Annotated in this window: 12 protein-coding genes, 1 tRNA gene and 1 pseudogene; all 14 read left to right on the forward strand. The window is 60.9% G+C overall.

Going from position 1 to position 15,806, the window contains the following annotated elements; all coding sequences use genetic code 11:
- Positions 1-124 (forward strand): annotated as a pseudogene (locus Q8Q80_RS12460) (elongation factor Tu); the annotation flags it as partial.
- Positions 125-172: 48 nt separating this feature from the next.
- Positions 173-248, forward strand: a tRNA-Trp gene (locus tag Q8Q80_RS12465).
- Between the two features lie 55 nt (positions 249-303).
- Entirely contained in the window at positions 304-657 is a 354-nt protein-coding gene (gene secE / locus Q8Q80_RS12470; protein ID WP_305633218.1) for a preprotein translocase subunit SecE, read from the forward strand.
- Entirely contained in the window at positions 654-1,187 is a 534-nt protein-coding gene (nusG, locus tag Q8Q80_RS12475) for a transcription termination/antitermination protein NusG (RefSeq protein ID WP_069039290.1), read from the forward strand. The genes secE and nusG overlap by 4 nt, the downstream gene beginning before the upstream one ends.
- 181 nt (positions 1,188-1,368) lie before the next feature.
- Positions 1,369-1,800 (forward strand): 50S ribosomal protein L11, encoded by a 432-nt coding sequence (gene rplK / locus Q8Q80_RS12480; RefSeq protein ID WP_305633219.1) that lies wholly within the window; start codon positions 1,369-1,371, stop codon positions 1,798-1,800.
- A gap of 2 nt (positions 1,801-1,802) precedes the next feature.
- Positions 1,803-2,495 (forward strand): 50S ribosomal protein L1, encoded by a 693-nt coding sequence (rplA, locus tag Q8Q80_RS12485; RefSeq protein WP_305633220.1) that lies wholly within the window; start codon positions 1,803-1,805, stop codon positions 2,493-2,495.
- A 256-nt stretch (positions 2,496-2,751) separates the two neighbouring features.
- A complete protein-coding gene (gene rplJ, locus Q8Q80_RS12490; protein ID WP_257098470.1) occupies positions 2,752-3,282 on the forward strand; it encodes a 50S ribosomal protein L10 in 531 nt (176 codons plus the stop codon).
- Between the two features lie 78 nt (positions 3,283-3,360).
- A complete protein-coding gene (rplL, locus tag Q8Q80_RS12495) occupies positions 3,361-3,738 on the forward strand; it encodes a 50S ribosomal protein L7/L12 (RefSeq protein ID WP_257082510.1) in 378 nt (125 codons plus the stop codon).
- Between the two features lie 309 nt (positions 3,739-4,047).
- Positions 4,048-8,124, forward strand: a complete 4,077-nt coding sequence (gene rpoB / locus Q8Q80_RS12500) for a DNA-directed RNA polymerase subunit beta (protein ID WP_305633221.1) — start codon at positions 4,048-4,050, stop codon at positions 8,122-8,124.
- 59 nt (positions 8,125-8,183) lie between these two features.
- Entirely contained in the window at positions 8,184-12,386 is a 4,203-nt protein-coding gene (rpoC, locus tag Q8Q80_RS12505; protein WP_305633222.1) for a DNA-directed RNA polymerase subunit beta', read from the forward strand.
- Between the two features lie 192 nt (positions 12,387-12,578).
- Positions 12,579-12,956, forward strand: coding sequence for a 30S ribosomal protein S12 (gene rpsL, locus Q8Q80_RS12510; protein ID WP_008061703.1), 378 nt, complete (start codon positions 12,579-12,581; stop codon positions 12,954-12,956).
- Positions 12,957-13,015: 59 nt separating this feature from the next.
- Positions 13,016-13,486, forward strand: coding sequence for a 30S ribosomal protein S7 (gene rpsG, locus Q8Q80_RS12515; RefSeq protein ID WP_069039297.1), 471 nt, complete (start codon positions 13,016-13,018; stop codon positions 13,484-13,486).
- A gap of 62 nt (positions 13,487-13,548) precedes the next feature.
- Complete coding sequence (fusA, locus tag Q8Q80_RS12520; RefSeq protein WP_305614851.1) at positions 13,549-15,642, forward strand: elongation factor G; 2,094 nt, start codon at positions 13,549-13,551, stop codon at positions 15,640-15,642.
- A 23-nt stretch (positions 15,643-15,665) separates the two neighbouring features.
- The coding region (locus tag Q8Q80_RS12525) for a GTP-binding protein (protein WP_305633223.1) at positions 15,666-15,806 on the forward strand (141 nt) is incomplete at its 3' end.

Consider the following 15,806-nt stretch of genomic DNA (forward strand, 5'->3'; position numbering starts at 1 on the left):
CGACAACGTGTCGATCACGGTGAAGCTGATTGCGCCGATCGCGATGGAAGAAGGTCTGCGCTTTGCGATCCGCGAAGGCGGTCGTACGGTGGGTGCGGGCGTGGTTGCCAAGATCATCGCTTAAGCAGGTTGATGTGCCCCGGTCTGCGCGAGCAGGCCGGGTCTGTTTTGCAGGGGCATAGCTCAATTGGCAGAGCGTCGGTCTCCAAAACCGAAGGTTGGGGGTTCGATTCCCTCTGCCCCTGCCATCCCGGTAATCAGGACGGGTAATTTTGCGGAGCGCCTGAGCGTTCCCGGACATTCATGACCGACCAGTTGAAGCTTGCGCTGGCCATTGCACTGCTGATCGCAGGGCTGGCCGGCTTCTATGTTTTCTCCGACCAGATCATGGCGGTACGCGTGCTGTCCGTTGTCGGCGGCATCGCGGCAGGTATTGCCGTCGCCTGGTATACGACGCAGGGTCGCCGCTTCTTCGAATTTGCCAATGAATCGGTGGCGGAGGCGAAGAAGGTTGCGTGGCCGAGTCGCAAGGAAACGGTGCAAACGACAGCGATCGTGTTTGGCTTCGTGTTCGTCATGGCCGTTTTTCTGTGGCTGACCGACAAGAGCTTCGAGTGGGTGTTGTACGACCTCATCCTGGGCTGGAAAAAATCATGAGCAAGCGTTGGTACGTCGTACATGCTTATTCCGGTTTCGAGAAATCGGTGCAGCGCGCGCTCGTCGAGCGGATTACCCGGGCGAGCATGCAGGACAAGTTCGGCCAGATCCTCGTGCCGGTGGAAGAAGTTGTCGAGATGCGTGGCGGCCAGAAAGCGGTGTCCGAGCGCAAGTTCTTCCCGGGTTACGTGCTTGTCGAAATGGACATGGACGAGGACAGCTGGCACCTCGTGAAGAGCACGCCCAAGGTTACGGGTTTCGTTGGTGGCAGTGCCAACAAGCCGACACCGATTTCCGAGAAGGAAGTCGAGAAGATCATGCAGCAGATGCAGGAAGGGGTTGAAAAGCCCCGTCCGAAGGTGCTGTTTGAGGTGGGTGAATTGGTTCGGGTCAAGGATGGCCCGTTCACCGATTTCAACGGATCGGTAGAAAGCGTCAATTACGACAAGAGTCGCCTGCATGTGTCGGTGACTATTTTCGGTCGCGCGACGCCGGTCGAGCTCGAATTTGCACAGGTCGAGAAGGTCTGATCCCAAGAGTTTGGATCGGGGTCGGATCCTGAAATTGAGGCAGCGCCGGAAGGCGTTGTCCGGGTGCGCGGCAAGGCCTGAGGGCCGTGCCGCGCAATTGTTTCCGGTGTTTGCACCGGTCGAGGAGTGACAGACGGTCCGGTGACCGCGCGTCACGCTATCACTCACATCAGGAGTCATCATGGCGAAGAAAATCGTCGGCTATGTAAAGCTGCAAGTGCCGGCCGGGAAGGCGAATCCGTCGCCCCCGATCGGTCCCGCGCTGGGTCAGCGCGGTTTGAACATCATGGAGTTCTGCAAGGCATTCAATGCGCAGACCCAGGGCATGGAACCGGGCCTGCCGATTCCGGTGGTCATCACCGCCTATGCGGACAAGTCATTCACCTTCGTGATGAAGTCGCCCCCGGCGACCATTCTCATCAAGAAGGCCGCCGGCATCACCAAGGGCTCGCCCAAGCCGCACACCGACAAGGTGGGCAAGGTGACCCGCGCCCAGCTTGAAGAGATCGTCAAGGTGAAGAACAAGGATCTGACGGCGAGTGATCTTGACGCCGCAGTGCGCACGATCGCCGGTTCGGCCCGCAGCATGGGCATCACGGTGGAGGGGCTGTAATCATGGCGAAACTGTCCAAACGCGTTCAGGCGCTGCGCGCCAAGGTTGATCGCAACCGCAGTTACCCGTTGGCCGATGCGCTCGCGCTGGTCAAGGAAACCGCGAACGCCAAATTTGATGAATCGGTCGATCTGGCCGTGAATCTCGGTATCGACGCGAAGAAGTCGGACCAGTTGGTCCGTGGTTCGGTCGTGCTGCCGGCAGGTACCGGCAAGTCGGTACGCGTCGCCGTGTTCGCGCAGGGTGCCAAGGCTGACGAAGCACGTGCCGCCGGTGCGGACGTCGTCGGCTTCGACGATCTGGCAGCCCAGGTCAAGGAAGGCAATCTGAATTTCGACGTCGCGATCGCGACGCCGGACGCGATGCGCGTCGTCGGTGCCCTGGGTCAGATCCTCGGTCCGCGCGGCCTGATGCCGAATCCGAAGGTGGGCACCGTGACGATGGATGTCGCCACGGCGGTCAGGAACGCGAAGGCCGGTCAGGTGCAGTACCGCACCGACAAGGGTGGCATCGTGCAATGTACCGTTGGCCGCGCGTCCTTCACGCCGGAGCAACTCACCACCAACATCAAGGCACTGATCGAAGCGCTGAACAAGGCGCGTCCGGCTGCGGCCAAGGGCGTGTATCTGCGCAAGGTGTCGGTCACGACCACGATGGGTGTCGGCATCCGCGTCGATCAGGCGTCGGTGCAGTAAGCATTCGCGCCCGGCTCGCCGGGTGCTCAAAAGAACTTTGGGCTGCCACCGCCCGTATGGGGTGGCAGGTTGTCAAAGACCGCAGGTGCCCGATCGGGCGTAATGGAGCGAACACTCCGCCTGCGCAGATGGCGTTACCCGACACAGGATGGATGGTGTCCTCACGGACAGTTTCTTCTCCTGATACGGTCGCCGCAGGTGGTTCGTCAGGTGGGCAGCGATGTGTGCCTGACGACCGTAATCATGGGAGTAGACCTTGGGACTCAATCTCGATCAGAAGAAGGAAGTCGTCGCCGGTGTGGCCGCTGAAGTTGCGGGTGCGCAGGTGATCGTGATCGCCGAGAACCGCGGTCTGGAAGTGGGCGATGTCACGCGTTTGCGTGCCCAGGCCCGAGCACAGGGTGTCTACCTGCGCGTTCTGAAGAACACGCTGGCACGTCGCGCTGTCGAGGGTACCCCTTTCGAGGGGCTGGCGAAGGACATGACCGGACCGCTGATGTATGGCATGTCCGCCGATCCGGTATCGGCGGCAAAGGTCCTGCAGGAATTCGTCAAGGGCAACGACAAGCTGGTCATCAAGGGCGGCGCACTGGCCAACCACGTCATGGACGCCGCAGGCGTCAAGGCGTTGGCCACGATGCCGAGCCGCGATGAACTGCTCGCAACACTTCTGGGCACGATGCAGGCGCCGATCGCAAAGTTTGTGCAAACCCTCAACGAGGTGCCGGGCAAGTTCGTCCGTACGCTCGCAGCGGTGCGCGACGAACGCGAAAAGCAGTCTGCCTGAGTTCAGGCTTCACGAACGACCACACCACCATCCCGCGCCGCTGGAATTCATCCCGGCGCTTGAATCAGGAGTTTTTAAATGTCGATTAGCAAAGAGCAGGTCCTGGAAGCTGTTGCCGCAATGTCGGTTCTCGAACTGTCGCAACTGATCAAGGACATGGAAGAGAAGTTCGGCGTGTCCGCCGCCGCCTCGGTTTCCGTTGCTGCCGCCCCGGCCGCTGCTGCCGCTCCGGCCGCTGAAGAGCAGACCGAATTCACCGTCATGCTGCTGGCCGCAGGCGAAAAGAAGGTTGAAGTCATCAAGGTCGTTCGCGCCGTCACCGGCCTGGGCCTGAAGGAAGCGAAGGACCTCGTGGATGGCGCACCGAAGGCGGTGAAGGAAGCCATTTCGAAGGCTGACGCAGAAGCCCTGAAGAAACAGCTGGACGACGCAGGCGCCAAGGTCGAAATCAAGTAAGTCCGACCTGATCGGCGGGAGTGCGTGCCTTCGGGCCGTACTCCCGTCGCCGTTTGGGGATACCAGGAAAGCGCGTGTGCGAACGTGTTTTCCTTGTCTTCCGAAGCGATCACGGAAGACCGTTTCCGGTCGAACGAAAGTCCCGCCTCGGGTGCTCATGCCCGCGCTTTCGTTGTCAGCCCAGGGGTTGGTAGAGGCCAACCGCCGGTGACGTTGTCCTGATTGCATTCCGTGGTGAAACATGGACCGCGCGCCGGGTGGCGCACGCTCCGTTTTCCCCGGCCATCGCACTCTATGCCCGGAGATTTCATGGCCTATACCTACACCGAGAAGAAGCGCATCCGCAAAAGCTTTGCCAAGCGCGATGCGGTACTCGACGTACCGTTCCTGCTGGCGACCCAGCTGGAGTCCTACACTCAGTTCCTGCAGGCCGAGATTCCCACCGAATCCCGTCGCAACCAGGGCCTGCAGGCTGCTTTCACGTCGATCTTCCCGATCAGTTCGCATTCAGGTAATGCGCGCCTCGAATTCGTGCACTTCATGCTCGGCGAACCCGCATTCGACGTCAAGGAATGTCATCAGCGCGGCCTGACTTTCGCAAGTCCGCTGCGCGCCCGCGTGCGCCTGGTCATCATGGACCGCGAAGCGCCGAAGGAAACCATCAAGGAAGTGAAGGAGCAGGAAGTGTACATGGGCGAAATTCCGCTCATGACGACCACCGGTTCCTTCGTCATCAACGGCACAGAACGTGTCATCGTCAGCCAGTTGCACCGCTCGCCGGGCGTGTTCTTCGAGCATGACCGCGGCAAGACCCACAGCTCGGGCAAGCTGTTGTTCTCGGCCCGCATTATTCCCTACCGCGGTTCCTGGCTGGACTTCGAATTCGATCCGAAGGATTTCCTCTACTTCCGTGTTGACCGTCGCCGAAAGATGCCGGTCACGATCCTGTTGAAGGCGATCGGCATGACGCCGACGCAAATCCTGTCCACGTTCTTCGAATTCGACGCCTTCGATCTGGCCGCCAAGGGCGGCATCCAGATGAAGCTGGTGCCGGAACGTCTGCGCGGCGAAGTCGCAAAGTTCGACATCATCGACGGCTCGGGCAAGGTCGTCGTGGCGAAAGACAAGCGCATCACCGCCAAACACATCCGCGAACTGGCCGAGTCGGGCACCGAAGCCATCGTGGTGCCGGAAGACTTTCTCGTCGGACGTGTGTTCTCGGGCGCCGTGATCGATTCGGAAACCGGGGAAGTACTGGCGAACGTTAACGATGAAATCACCGAAGAGCTGCTGGCCAAGCTGAGCGTGGCAGGCGTCGGCGAGATTTCGACGCTGTACGTGAATGACCTGGATCGCGGCCCGTACATTTCGCAGACGCTGCGCACCGACGAAACCGCCGACCAGTGGCAGGCGCGTGTCGCCATCTACCGCATGATGCGCCCGGGCGAGCCGCCGACGGAAGACGCGGTGGAAACGCTGTTCCACGGCCTGTTCTATTCGGAAGAGCGCTACGACCTGTCGGCCGTCGGCCGCATGAAGTTCAATCGTCGCGTCGGTCGCGATGCAATTGAAGGTGCGGCCACACTGTCGAACGAAGACATCGTCGACGTCATCCGCATCCTGGTCGATTTGCGTAACGGCAAGGGCGAAATCGACGACATTGATCACCTCGGCAATCGTCGCGTGCGTTCGGTCGGCGAACTGGCGGAGAACCAGTTCCGCGCCGGTCTGGTCCGCGTCGAGCGCGCCGTGAAGGAGCGGCTGTCGCAGGCCGAGTCGGACAACCTGATGCCGCACGATCTGATCAACGCCAAGCCGATCAGCGCAGCGATCAAGGAGTTCTTCGGTTCCAGCCAGCTGTCGCAATTCATGGACCAGACCAACCCGCTGTCGGAAATCACGCACAAGCGTCGCGTGTCCGCACTGGGCCCGGGCGGCCTGACGCGCGAGCGTGCCGGCTTCGAAGTGCGCGACGTGCATCCGACCCACTACGGCCGCGTATGCCCGATCGAAACGCCGGAAGGCCCGAACATCGGTCTGATCAATTCGCTCGCGCTGTACGCCCGCACCAACAAGTACGGCTTCCTTGAAACGCCGTATCGCCGCGTCGACGGCAGCCATGTCACCGAACAGATCGATTTCCTGTCGGCGATCGAAGAAGGCAAGTACGTGATCGCGCAGGCGAACGCCTCCCTGGACAAGAAGGGCGGCCTGTCGGACGAACTGGTGTCATGCCGTCACAAGGGCGAGTTCATGCTGTCGACGCCGGATCAGGTCCAGTACATGGACATCGCGCCGGGTCAGATCGTGTCGGTCGCCGCCTCGCTGATTCCGTTCCTTGAGCACGACGATGCGAACCGCGCGTTGATGGGTGCCAACATGCAGCGTCAGGCCGTGCCCTGCCTGCGCCCCGAAAAGGCTTTCGTCGGTACCGGTATCGAACGCACGGTTGCGGTCGACTCGGGCACCGCGGTGCAGGCATTGCGCGGCGGTGTGGTCGACTACGTTGATGCGAACCGCATCGTGGTGCGCGTCAATGACGACGAAACGGTGCCGGGCGAAGTCGGCGTCGACATCTACAACCTGGTGAAGTACACGCGTTCGAACCAGAACACGAACATCAACCAGCGTCCGGTCGTGAAGAGCGGCGACATCATCGCCAAGGGCGATGTGGTGGCCGACGGTGCTTCGACCGACCTCGGCGAACTGGCACTCGGTCAGAACATGCTGGTCGCCTTCATGCCGTGGAACGGCTACAACTTCGAAGATTCGATCCTGATCTCGGAGCGTGTGGTCGCAGAAGATCGCTTCACGTCGATCCACATCGAAGAGCTGACCGTCGTTGCCCGCGACACCAAGCTGGGCCCTGAAGAAATCACGCGCGACATCGCGTCGCTCGGCGAAGCCCAGCTCGGCCGTCTCGACGAATCGGGCATCGTGTATATCGGCGCTGAAGTCGAAGCCGGTGACGTGCTGGTCGGCAAGGTGACGCCGAAGGGCGAAACCCAGCTGACGCCGGAAGAAAAGCTGCTGCGCGCCATCTTCGGCGAAAAGGCATCGGACGTGAAGGACACCTCGTTGCGCGTGCCTTCGGGCATGAACGGCACGGTGATCGACGTGCAGGTGTTCACCCGCGAAGGCATCGAGCGCGACAAGCGTGCGCAGTCCATCGTCGATGACATGCTGCGCAGCTATCGCCAGGATCTGGGCGACCAGATGCGCATCGTCGAACGTGACACCTTTGCCCGTATCGAACGCCTGCTTGCCGGTCGCGTCGCCAATGGCGGTCCGAAGCGCCTGGCGAAGGGCACGACGATCACCCGCGAATACCTCGACGGCGTGGAACCGCACAACTGGTTCGACATCCGCATGGCGGACGAAGAAATCGCGGCGCAACTGGAGAGCCTGCGCGAGTCGCTGGAAAAGACCCGCACCGACTTCGATGTCGCGTTCGAGCTGAAGAAGAAGAAGCTGACCCAGGGCGACGAGCTGCCGCCGGGTGTACAGAAGATGGTCAAGGTGTATCTGGCTGTGAAGCGTCGCCTGCAACCGGGCGACAAGATGGCCGGCCGTCACGGCAACAAGGGCGTGGTGTCGAAGATCACGCCGATCGAGGACATGCCGCACATGGAAGACGGCACGCCGGTCGATATCGTGCTCAATCCGCTCGGCGTGCCGTCGCGGATGAACATCGGCCAGATCCTCGAAACCCACCTTGGCATGGCCGCGCGCGGCCTGGGCAAGAAGATCGATGGCATGCTGCGTCGTCAGGCCAATCTCGCCGAGCTGCGCAGTTTCATGGACGAGATCTACAACAGCAGCGGCAAGCCGGAAGAGATCACCTCGCTGACCGACGACGAAGTGCTCGAGCTGGCGAGCAACCTGAAGCACGGCGTGCCGTTCGCGACGCCGGTGTTCGACGGCGCACATGAGTCGGAAATCCGTCGCATGCTGGAGTTGGCAGACATGCCGTCCGGCGGCCAGATGACGCTGTACGACGGCCGCACCGGCGAGGCCTTCGAGCGTCAGGTGACCGTGGGCTACATGCACGTGCTGAAGCTGCATCACCTGGTCGACGACAAGATGCACGCCCGTTCGACCGGCCCGTACTCGCTCGTTACCCAGCAACCGCTGGGCGGCAAGGCGCAGTTCGGCGGTCAGCGCTTCGGTGAAATGGAAGTTTGGGCACTGGAAGCGTACGGCGCGTCCTACACACTGCAGGAAATGCTCACCGTCAAGTCCGACGACGTCACGGGTCGTACCAAGGTGTACGAAAACATCGTCAAGGGCGAGCACAAGATCGATGCCGGCATGCCGGAGTCGTTCAACGTGCTGGTGAAGGAAATCCGGTCGCTGGCCATCGACATTGATTTGGAGCGGTTCTAGGACAGGGCGCGAAAGCCAACCCCGCCTAGCCCCTAGCCACTAGCCCCAAAGGAGTTGCCATGAAAGCATTGCTGGATCTGTTCAAGCAGGTCACCCAGGAAGAAGAGTTCGACGCGATCACCATCGGCCTCGCGTCGCCGGACAAGATCCGTTCCTGGTCCTACGGCGAAGTCAAGAAGCCGGAAACCATCAACTACCGTACCTTCAAGCCGGAGCGGGACGGTCTGTTCTGCGCCAAGATATTCGGCCCGGTGAAGGACTACGAGTGCCTGTGCGGCAAGTACAAGCGCCTGAAGCACCGCGGTGTCATCTGCGAAAAGTGCGGCGTCGAAGTCACGCTGTCGAAGGTGCGTCGCGAGCGCATGGGCCACATCGAGCTGGCCAGCCCGACCGCGCACATCTGGTTCCTGAAGTCGCTGCCGTCGCGTCTGGGCATGGTGCTCGACATGACGCTGCGCGACATCGAACGCGTGCTGTACTTCGAAGGCTTCGTCGTCGTCGATCCGGGCATGACGCCGCTGGCCCGCGGGCAGCTGCTGTCGGAAGATGACTACCTCGCCAAGGTCGAAGAGTACGGTGACGACTTCACCGCGTTCATGGGTGCGGAAGGCGTGCGCGGCATGCTGCGTTCGCTCGACCTGAACCGTGAAGTCGAAAAGCTGCGTGGCGAACTGGAAGCGACCAGTTCCGAAGCGAAGATGAAGAAGATTTCCAAGCGGCTCAAGATCCTCGAAGGCTTCCAGCATTCGGGCATCAAACCCGAGTGGATGATTCTGGAAGTGCTGCCGGTGCTGCCGCCGGACCTGCGTCCGCTGGTGCCGCTGGACGGTGGCCGCTTCGCGACGTCCGACCTGAACGACCTGTACCGCCGTGTCATCAACCGCAACAACCGGCTGAAGCGCCTGCTCGAACTGAAGGCGCCGGAAATCATCGTGCGCAACGAAAAGCGCATGCTGCAGGAAGCAGTGGATTCGCTGCTCGACAACGGCCGTCGCGGCAAGGCGATGACTGGCGCCAACAAGCGCCCGCTGAAGTCGCTGGCTGACATGATCAAGGGCAAGGGCGGTCGTTTCCGTCAGAACCTGCTGGGCAAGCGTGTCGACTACTCGGGCCGTTCGGTCATCGTGGTCGGCCCGCAGCTCAAGCTGCATCAGTGCGGCCTGCCGAAGAAGATGGCGCTCGAACTGTTCAAGCCCTTCATCTTCAACAAGCTCGAACTGAACGGCATGGCGACCACCATCAAGGCCGCCAAGAAGCTGGTCGAACAGGAAGTGCCGGAAGTGTGGGACATCCTCGAAGAAGTGATCCGCGAACATCCGGTCATGCTCAACCGTGCGCCGACGCTGCACCGCCTCGGCATCCAGGCTTTCGAGCCGATGTTGATCGAAGGCAAGGCCATCCAGCTGCACCCGCTGGTCTGCGTGGCGTTCAACGCCGACTTCGACGGCGACCAGATGGCCGTCCATGTGCCGCTGTCGCTGGAAGCGCAGATGGAAGCGCGTACGCTGATGCTGGCGTCGAACAACGTGCTTTCGCCGGCCAATGGCGAGCCGATCATCGTGCCGTCACAGGACATCGTGCTCGGCCTTTACTACGCTACCCGTTCGAAGATCAACGGCAAGGGCGAAGGCATGATGTTCGCCAACGTGAATGAGATGCGCCGCGCCTACGACAACGGTTTCGTCGAACTGCACTCCAAGATTTCGGTGCGGATCCGCGAAGTCGAAGTGATTGACGATGAGAAGCGCGACAAGGTGACCCGTTACGAAACGACGGTCGGTCGCGCCATGCTGTCGGAAATCCTGCCGCCGGGCCTGCCGTTTACCGTGCTCGACAAGGCGTTGAAGAAGAAGGAAATCTCGCGTCTGGTCAACCATAGCTTCCGGCGCTGCGGCCTGCGCGAAACGGTCATTTTTGCCGACAAGCTGATGCAGGCCGGTTTCGCACTGGCGACCCGCGCCGGCATTTCGATTGCGGTGAAGGACATGCTGGTGCCGGATGCCAAGCACACGCTGATCAGCGCGGCCGAAGCCGAGGTGAAGGAAATCGCCCAGCAATACACGTCCGGTCTGGTGACCGACGGCGAGCGTTACAACAAGGTGGTGGACATCTGGGGTCGTGCCGGTGACCAGGTCGCCAAGGCGATGATGGACCAGCTCGGCACGGAAGACACCGTCGATCGCGACGGCAAGACGGTCAAGCAGGAGTCGTTCAACTCCATCTACATGATGGCCGACTCCGGTGCGCGCGGATCCGCCGCGCAGATCCGTCAGCTCGCCGGCATGCGCGGACTGATGGCGAAGCCGGATGGCTCGATCATCGAAACGCCGATCACGACCAACTTCCGTGAAGGCCTGAACGTTCTGCAGTACTTCATTTCGACGCACGGCGCCCGCAAGGGTCTGGCCGACACCGCGCTGAAGACGGCGAACTCGGGTTACCTCACGCGCCGTCTGGTCGACGTGACGCAGGATCTGGTGGTGACCGAGGACGATTGCGGCACCAGCGAAGGCTTCGTGATGAAGGCGTTGGTCGAGGGCGGTGAAGTCATCGAACCGCTGCGTGACCGCATCCTTGGTCGCACGACAGCGGCCGATGTGGTGAATCCGGAGACGCAGGCCACGGTGATCTACGCCGGTGAGCTGCTGGACGAAGACAAGTGCGACCTGATCGACTCGCTCGGTGTGGATGAAGTCAAGGTCCGCACGCCACTGACCTGCGAAACCCGTTACGGTCTTTGCGCCAAGTGCTATGGCCGCGATCTGGGCCGTGGCCAGCTGGTGAATACCGGTGAGGCGGTTGGCGTGATCGCGGCGCAGTCGATTGGCGAGCCGGGCACCCAGCTCACGATGCGTACTTTCCACGTCGGCGGTGCGGCGTCGAGGGCGGCCGCTGCAAGCGGCGTCGAGGCGAAGAGCTCCGGCATCATCCGCTTCACGCTGAACATGCGTTATGTCACCAGCGCGAAGAACGAAAAGATCGTCATCGCGCGCAGTGCAGAAGTCATCATCACCGACGACCACGGCCGCGAGCGCGAGCGTCACAAGGTTCCGTACGGCGCCACGCTGCAGGTCGATGAAGGCCAGGCCATCAAGGCCGGTACCGCTCTCGCCAGTTGGGATCCGCACACCCGTCCGATCATCACCGAATACTCGGGGGTGGTCCGCTTCGAGCACGTCGAGGAAGGCGTGACCGTGGCAAAGCAGGTCGACGATGTGACCGGCCTGACCACGTTGGTCGTGATCGATCCGAAGCGTCGCAGCACGACGACGAAGGGTTTGCGTCCGCAGGTCAAGCTGCTCACTGAATCGGGTGAGGAAGTGAAGGTTGCGGGCACGGAGATGGCGGTGTCCATTACCTTCCAGGTGGGCTGCATCATCACCGTGAAGGATGGTCAGACGGTCAGCGTGGGTGACGTGCTCGCGCGCATTCCGCAGGAGTCGGCAAAGACGCGCGACATCACCGGTGGTCTGCCGCGTGTGGCCGAACTGTTCGAAGCCCGTTCGCCCAAGGACGCCGGCCTGTTGGCCGAGGTGACCGGTACGGTGTCTTTCGGCAAGGACACCAAAGGCAAGCAACGCCTGGTGATCACCGAGCCGGACGGCACGGTGAACGAGTTCCTGATTCCGAAGGACAAGCACGTCACGGTGCACGACGGTCAGGTGGTGAACAAGGGCGAAGTGATCGTCGACGGTGCAGTCGAACCGCACGACATCCTGCGTCTGAAGGGCGTCGAGGAACTGGCGCGCTACATCATCGACGAGGTGCAGGATGTGTATCGCCTCCAGGGCGTAAAGATCAACGACAAGCACATCGAGGTCATCGTCCGCCAGATGCTTCGTCGCGTTGTCATTGTCGACTCCGGCGATTCGAAGTTCATCCGGGAAGAGCAGGTGGAGCGCTCCGAAGTGCTGGACGAGAACGATCGCCTCGTTTCCGAGGGCAAGCGTCCGTGCGAGTACCAGTACATGCTGCTCGGCATCACGAAGGCTTCGCTGTCGACCGATTCGTTCATCTCCGCGGCGTCCTTCCAGGAAACGACGCGCGTGCTGACCGAGGCAGCGATCATGGGCAAGCGCGACGAATTGCGTGGCCTCAAGGAGAACGTGATCGTCGGACGTCTGATTCCGGCCGGTACCGGTCTGGCCTATCACCGTACCCGCCGCGGCCAGATGCGTGGCGACGATGCGGCGGCGGCGGATCGCGTGCTGTTCGGTGACGACCCGATGCCGGTCGAAGCGGAAACCGGTGAAGCGCAGTAGCTAAAGCAGTAACTCGTGGAAGGGTCGACCACCATTGGCAAAGGCCAGCTGGCGGTTGACCCGACCTGTTAAGTATGCCTATAATCCGGCCTCTTTGTGGGTCCGCCAACCGTAGCGGGCCCGGGGCGAACGAGTCACGGAGGCGGGCCGACCGTAAAAGGCGTCGCCTCCGGTCTTTTGGAATCTCGAAAAATGCCAACCATTAATCAGCTTGTTCGCAAGCCGCGCACGTCGCCGGTAAGCAAATCAAAAGTGCCTGCCCTTGAGGCTTGCCCGCAAAAGCGCGGCGTTTGCACGCGTGTGTACACCACGACTCCGAAGAAGCCGAACTCGGCGCTGCGCAAGGTCGCGAAGGTGCGTCTCACCAACGGTTTCGAGGTGATCTCGTACATCGGTGGTGAAGGTCACAATCTTCAGGAGCACTCGGTCGTATTGATCCGCGGTGGTCGCGTCAAGGATCTCCCGGGTGTGCGCTACCACATCGTTCGCGGTTCGCTTGATCTGCAGGGTGTGAAGGATCGCAAGCAGTCGCGCTCCAAGTACGGCGCGAAGCGCCCGAAGAAGGCTTGACCGGATTCCGTCAGCGCGTACTCAGTGCAGTGTAATAGCAGGAAGTTAAGGGTTTAAACATGCCACGTCGTCGTGAAGTACCCAAGCGGGATATCCTGCCGGATCCGAAATTCGGTAGCGTCGAACTCTCCAAGTTTGTAAATGTTCTGATGTCGGCCGGCAAGAAGTCGGTGGCTGAGCGCATCGTGTATGGCGCTTTCGAGCAGATCAAGACCAAGAGCGGCAAGGATCCGCTTGAAGTTTTTGCTCAGGCGATCAGTAACGTGAAACCGGTTGTCGAGGTTAAAAGTCGCCGCGTTGGCGGTGCCAACTACCAGGTGCCGGTTGAAGTGCGTCCGTCGCGTCGTATGGCGCTGTCGATGCGCTGGTTGCGTGAAGCCGCCCGCAAACGCTCGGAAAAGTCTATGGGTCTGCGCCTTGCGGCTGAACTGCTCGAAGCGTCCGAAGGTCGCGGCGCCGCGATGAAGAAGCGCGACGAGGTGCATCGGATGGCGGACGCCAACAAGGCCTTCTCGCACTTCCGTTTCTGAGTCATCCCGCTTAATCGAACGGCCGCCACTTGTGGCGGCCTCTTGTTTCAAAGGACTGTATCGTGGCACGCAAGACACCGATCGAGCGCTACCGGAATATCGGCATTTCCGCTCACATCGACGCCGGCAAGACGACGACCACCGAGCGAATTCTGTATTACACCGGCGTGAATCATAAGCTCGGTGAAGTGCACGACGGTGCGGCCACGACTGACTGGATGGAGCAGGAGCAGGAGCGCGGCATCACCATTACGTCGGCTGCCGTGACGACCTTCTGGAAGGGCATGGCGGGCGACTACCCCGAGCATCGCATCAATATCATCGACACACCGGGGCACGTGGACTTCACGATTGAAGTCGAGCGCTCGATGCGTGTGCTGGATGGCGCTTGCATGGTGTATTGCGCCGTGGGCGGTGTGCAGCCGCAGTCGGAAACCGTCTGGCGCCAAGCCAACAAGTACGGCGTGCCGCGTCTGGCCTTTGTCAACAAGATGGATCGCACGGGCGCGAACTTCTTCAAGGTCTATGAACAGCTGAAGACCCGTCTGCATGCCAATCCGGTGCCGGTTGTTGTGCCTATCGGTGCTGAAGAAGGTTTCAAGGGCGTTGTCGACCTGATCAAGATGAAGGCGATCCTGTGGGACGAGGCGTCCCAGGGCATCAAATTCACGTACGAAGAGATTCCTGCCGAGCTCGCTGATGTATGCAACGAATGGCGCGAAAAGATGATTGAGGCGGCGGCGGAGTCCAGCGAAGAGCTGATGAACCGCTACCTTGAAAACGGCGACCTCGACGAGAAGGACATCATTCTCGGGCTGCGGACCCGCACTATCGCGGGTGAAATCCATCCGATGTTGTGTGGCACGGCATTCAAGAACAAGGGTGTGCAGCGAATGCTGGATGCCGTGATCGATTTTCTCCCGTCGCCGGTTGATATTCCGCCGGTCCAGGGTCTGGATGACGACGACAAACCGGTCGAGCGCCGCGCAGCGGACGACGAGAAATTCTCGGCGCTTGCGTTCAAACTCATGTCGGACAAGTACGTCGGTCAGCTCACGTTCATCCGTGTTTATTCGGGTGTGCTGAAGTCAGGCGATACGGTGTACAACCCGATCAAGGGCAAGAAGGATCGCATAGGTCGTCTGGTGCAAATGCACGCAAACGACCGTCAGGAAATCGAGGAAGTGCGCGCTGGCGACATCGCGGCTGCGATCGGCCTCTCGTCGGTGACCACCGGCGAAACGCTGTGTGATCCGGACAATGCCGTGACGCTCGAGCGCATGGAATTTCCGGAGCCGGTGATTCATGTTGCTGTCGAGCCGAAGACGAAGGGTGATCAGGAAAAGATGGGCTTGGCGCTGTCGCGTCTTGCGCAGGAAGATCCGTCATTCCGTGTGCGTACCGACGAGGAATCCGGTCAGACAGTGATTTCGGGCATGGGCGAGTTGCATCTCGAAATCATCGTCGATCGGATGAAGCGCGAATTTGGTGTTGAAGCCAACGTCGGCGCCCCGCAGGTCGCCTATCGCGAAGCCGTGCGCAAGTCAGTCGAACAGGAAGGTAAGTTCGTCAAGCAATCGGGTGGTCGTGGCCAGTACGGCCATGTCTGGATCAAGCTCGAGCCGAACGAAGCGGGCAAGGGTTACGAGTTCGTTGATGCGATCAAGGGCGGCACCGTCCCGCGCGAATTCATCCCCGCGGTCGATAAGGGCCTGCGCGAAACATTGCCGAATGGCGTTCTTGCCGGTTTCCCGGTTGTTGACGTGAAGGTAACGCTGTTCGACGGCTCGTATCACGACGTCGATTCGAACGAGAATGCTTTCAAGATGGCTGCGTCCATGGCATTCAAGGACGCGATGCGCAAGGCGAGTCCCGTGCTGCTTGAGCCGATGATGGCGGTCGAGGTGGAGACGCCTGAAGACTACATGGGCAACGTGATGGGCGACCTGTCGGGTCGCCGCGGCATCGTTCAGGGCATGGAAGATCTGCCGGGTGGCATCAAGGCCATCAAGGCTGAAGTTCCGCTTGCGGCGATGTTTGGTTATTCCACGACTTTGCGTTCGTTGAGCCAGGGGCGTGCGACCTACTCGATGGAATTCAAGCATTACGCCGAAGCGCCGAAGAACGTCGCCGAAGCGATCATCAACAAGAAGTGAGTTTTGGGATTTAGGGGCTAGACATGGCAAAGGGAAAGTTTGAACGTACCAAGCCGCACGTGAACGTGGGGACGATTGGGCACGTTGATCATGGCAAGACGACGCTGACGGCGGCGATCACGACGATTCTGTCGTCGAAGTTCGGAGGCGAAGCGAAGGCGTAC

This window comes from Methyloversatilis sp. (assembly GCF_030698125.1).
Classification (GTDB): domain Bacteria; phylum Pseudomonadota; class Gammaproteobacteria; order Burkholderiales; family Rhodocyclaceae; genus Methyloversatilis.

What these genes read in the sequence shown, in the direction of transcription:
- rpsG (WP_069039297.1), top strand. Translation starts at nt 13,016, where the DNA reads ATGCCACGTCGTCGTGAAGTACCCAAGCGGGATATCCTGCCGGATCCG.
- rpoC (WP_305633222.1), top strand. Translation starts at nt 8,184, where the DNA reads ATGAAAGCATTGCTGGATCTGTTCAAGCAGGTCACCCAGGAAGAAGAG.
- secE (WP_305633218.1), top strand. Translation starts at nt 304, where the DNA reads ATGACCGACCAGTTGAAGCTTGCGCTGGCCATTGCACTGCTGATCGCA.
- rplA (WP_305633220.1), top strand. Translation starts at nt 1,803, where the DNA reads ATGGCGAAACTGTCCAAACGCGTTCAGGCGCTGCGCGCCAAGGTTGAT.
- rpsL (WP_008061703.1), top strand. Translation starts at nt 12,579, where the DNA reads ATGCCAACCATTAATCAGCTTGTTCGCAAGCCGCGCACGTCGCCGGTA.
- rplL (WP_257082510.1), top strand. Translation starts at nt 3,361, where the DNA reads ATGTCGATTAGCAAAGAGCAGGTCCTGGAAGCTGTTGCCGCAATGTCG.
- rplK (WP_305633219.1), top strand. Translation starts at nt 1,369, where the DNA reads ATGGCGAAGAAAATCGTCGGCTATGTAAAGCTGCAAGTGCCGGCCGGG.
- nusG (WP_069039290.1), top strand. Translation starts at nt 654, where the DNA reads ATGAGCAAGCGTTGGTACGTCGTACATGCTTATTCCGGTTTCGAGAAA.
- rpoB (WP_305633221.1), top strand. Translation starts at nt 4,048, where the DNA reads ATGGCCTATACCTACACCGAGAAGAAGCGCATCCGCAAAAGCTTTGCC.